The organism is Armatimonadota bacterium, assembly GCA_020354555.1.
GTDB lineage: Bacteria > Armatimonadota > Hebobacteria.
Map to the genome: position 1 here is coordinate 3,627,751 of CP070648.1, position 2,891 is coordinate 3,630,641.

Here is a 2,891-nt window from a genome sequence, read left to right on the forward strand (position 1 = left end):
GCCTCCTTGTGCCATGAACGTGCGGCCCGTCGTGCGCGCACGGCACGCCGCACCGCCAAACAAAAACGCCCGCCAGGAAACGGGAAGCAACGCCTAGGTCTGCTTAGCCCCGAGGCGCAATCAGCAGCCCGGCGCCCGACCCCAGCGGGCACTCCAAGCCGAAGACTAGTTGCGGCGAGATGATTCCATCCGTCACTACGTCAGTCCTCCTGGCTACCGGGGTTTTTTCTTGAGCTTCCGCGCCGCGCGTCGCGCAGCCGGGGCGCGGCAAGGCCTGCGGCTCCATGGGCTTGGTGGGCGATGCGGGGCGCTTGCGTTGCGATGCCGTTGCGGCGTCAGCGAGACGGCCTGTGCTCGATGAATGCGTCGTGGAGGCCGCCGATGTCGGGGTATATCTCTGCGGCGCCGGCCGCGCGGAGTTCCCGCTCGCCGAATCCGCCGGTGAGCAGGGCGATGCAGTCCATGCCGGCGGCGCGCGCGGACTGCACGTCATAGAGGCTGTCGCCGATGGCGACCGCGGCGGCGGGTTCCACCCCCAGCTTGTGTGCGTCGAGGAGATAGATGTCGGGCGCGGGCTTGCCCGCCGACACCTCGCGGTCATAGGCGGTCGCGTCGGCGATCGCCTTGGCTTCGAGCAGGCGCAGGTGGTGTTGCAGCTCGTCCCTCGTCGCGCCGGTGGCGAAAGCCACGAGCCCACCGGAATCCTTCACCGCGCGGAGCAGTTCGCGCCCGCCGGGGAAGGGCCGGAGTTCCCCGAGGCGCGAGGCGAACACCTCGTTCTTGCGCTCCACGATGCGCGCCCCTTCGCACTCACGCCCGGGCGGCAGGAGTTCCCTCACCCACTCGTCGGAATGCTTGCCGAAGAGCCCTTCCAGGCGCTCGCGGGTTGCCTCGACGCCGGCTTCGGCGAGCACCTCGCTCCACGCGCGCAGGTGGGTCTCGCGGGTGTCCACGAGGGTGCCGTCAATGTCAAATATCGCGGCGGGCTTGAGGCGCAGGATGGTCAATGTGAGCAGTGACTCGATTCAATATTCGATGCCGGGGCGGGCGGGCCGGCCGCTGTCGAAGGGGTGCTTCACCGAGCGCATCTCGGTCACGAGGTCGGCGGCGTCGAGGACCGGCGGCGGAGCATTGCGGCCGGTCAGGATGACCTCGACGTGCTGCGGGCGACCGCGCAGCAGGGCCAACACCTCATCGGTATCGAGCAGGCCCTCGCTGAGCGCGACGTTCGCTTCGTCGAGGACGACGAGATCATATTCGCCGCCGTCAATCGCGGCCCGCGCGAAATCCAGCCCTTCACGCGCCATGCGCCGGTCGTCATCGGTGTAGCCCGCCTGCCACCACGGGCCGGTGCTGCGGGAGGCCAACTCCTCGCGGCTCGCGCCGAACTGGCGCGCTGTAATCCCCGGGGCGAGCTGCTGGGCGGCGTGCAGCTCCCCGAGATCCGCGTCGCCTTTCAGGAACATGATGACGCACACGCGCAGGCCGCGGCCCGCGGCGCGCAGCGCCTGGCCCCAGGCGGCAGTGCTCTTGCCCTTGCCGTCGCCGGTATAGACCTGTATCAGACCTCGCTCGAGTTGCGGCATGGTGTGCTCCGCTCTACTCCGTTATGTCATGCGAGACCGTCAGTCCGCCTCAACCCGGCCGGGCGGCTCGCCGAGGTGGCACGTCTCGTTGAGCATTGCGACGGTGGGGCCGCCCGCATTGCGCGTGATGGTTGTGATGCCGCCGTTGCTGACGGCGAACGCGAAGCGCGCGCTCATCGGGGCGCCGAGCGCGCGGCTGATGATGGCCTTGATCGGGCCGCCGTGGCCGGCGATGACGACCGTCTCGCCCTCGTGGCGCTGCCACAGCTTCTCGGTGAAGCCGAGCACGCGCCCCCATGCTTCGCCTGCCGATTCGCCGCCGGGAGGAATCCACGTATCGCGGTTGCTGCTCCACTGCGCCCACGATTCCGGGAAGCGCGCGACGGCTTCCTCGCGCGTCAGACCCTCGACCTGGCCGAAGCTGCGCTCGCGCAGCTCGGGGGCGATGGTGGGTGCGACACCGAGCACGCTGCCGAGTATCTCAGCGGTCTCGCGGCAGCGGACGAGATCGCTGCAGTACAGCGCGACCGGGCGCACGCCGGCGAGGCGCCGCGCGGCGGCGGCGACCTGGGCGCGGCCGTGGTCGTTGAGCGGCACGTCACACTGGCCTTGGAAGCGGTGCTGCAGGTTCCAATCGGTCTGCCCGTGGCGCACGAGGATGAGCGTCGTTTCGTTCAAGCGATCTCTCCGTGGCCGAGTTCGGTCCCGTCGGGGCTGACGCGCATCGAGCCGAGCCGGAGCGCGCGCACCTGCCCGAGGTCATCAATGGGCGCGTCAATCGTCAGGCGCCGCTGCTTGAAATCAACCCGCGTCAGGATGCCCACGCCGAGCGCGCGGCCCGAACCGTCCATCAGCCCGACCAGCAGGTTATCCAGCAGCCCGGCATCCACGGCCCTGATGTCCATTTCGTCGCCCTTGATGGTGCGGTGCGCGGCGCCGGGGAGACGCTTGACGATGGCGAAGATGCCGGCTTCGACGCGCTCGGCATACAGCACTTCGCCTTCGACGACTTCTTCGACGTAGGCGGCGATGTGGCCGGGCGCGAGTTCGCCGGTCAGCCATGTCGTCTGTTCGAGCCCGACGTCATCCCATGCCAGTTCGTGTTGCCGCGCCTGCCGGAAGTACGCAGCGAACTGGCGCTCTCGCTTGGCCTTGCGCTCGTTGCGCTCGCGCGCCTTGACGGAGCGGGACACGGGCAGGCGCCAGATCCGGGGGTCGTCGCGCTTGCGATACGGCGCGAGGAGATGCTCGGCTTCGTCTTTTCGCTGTAGGGCGACGACGTGGCGCGGGCGGAGCAGTTCCACC

General features: G+C 69.3%; 4 protein-coding genes. All 4 read right to left on the bottom strand.

What is annotated here, in order from left to right; genetic code table 11:
• Positions 1 to 335: 335 nt before the first annotated feature.
• Positions 336 to 1,007 (bottom strand): HAD family phosphatase, encoded by a 672-nt coding sequence (locus tag JSV65_14845; GenBank protein UCH33826.1) that lies wholly within the window; start codon positions 1,005 to 1,007, stop codon positions 336 to 338.
• Positions 1,008 to 1,025: 18 nt separating this feature from the next.
• Complete coding sequence (gene cobO, locus JSV65_14850; protein UCH33827.1) at positions 1,026 to 1,586, bottom strand: cob(I)yrinic acid a,c-diamide adenosyltransferase; 561 nt, start codon at positions 1,584 to 1,586, stop codon at positions 1,026 to 1,028.
• Between the two features lie 39 nt (positions 1,587 to 1,625).
• Positions 1,626 to 2,264 (bottom strand): histidine phosphatase family protein, encoded by a 639-nt coding sequence (locus tag JSV65_14855; GenBank protein ID UCH33828.1) that lies wholly within the window; start codon positions 2,262 to 2,264, stop codon positions 1,626 to 1,628.
• Positions 2,261 to 2,891, bottom strand: a 631-nt coding sequence (locus tag JSV65_14860) for a hypothetical protein (protein ID UCH33829.1), incomplete at its 5' end; no start/stop codon positions are given. The genes JSV65_14860 and JSV65_14855, both read right to left, overlap by 4 nt.

Bases quoted from the DNA above. Each gene is read 5' to 3' on its own strand.
- cobO (UCH33827.1), bottom strand. From the start codon at position 1,586: ATGCCGCAACTCGAGCGAGGTCTGATACAGGTCTATACCGGCGACGGC.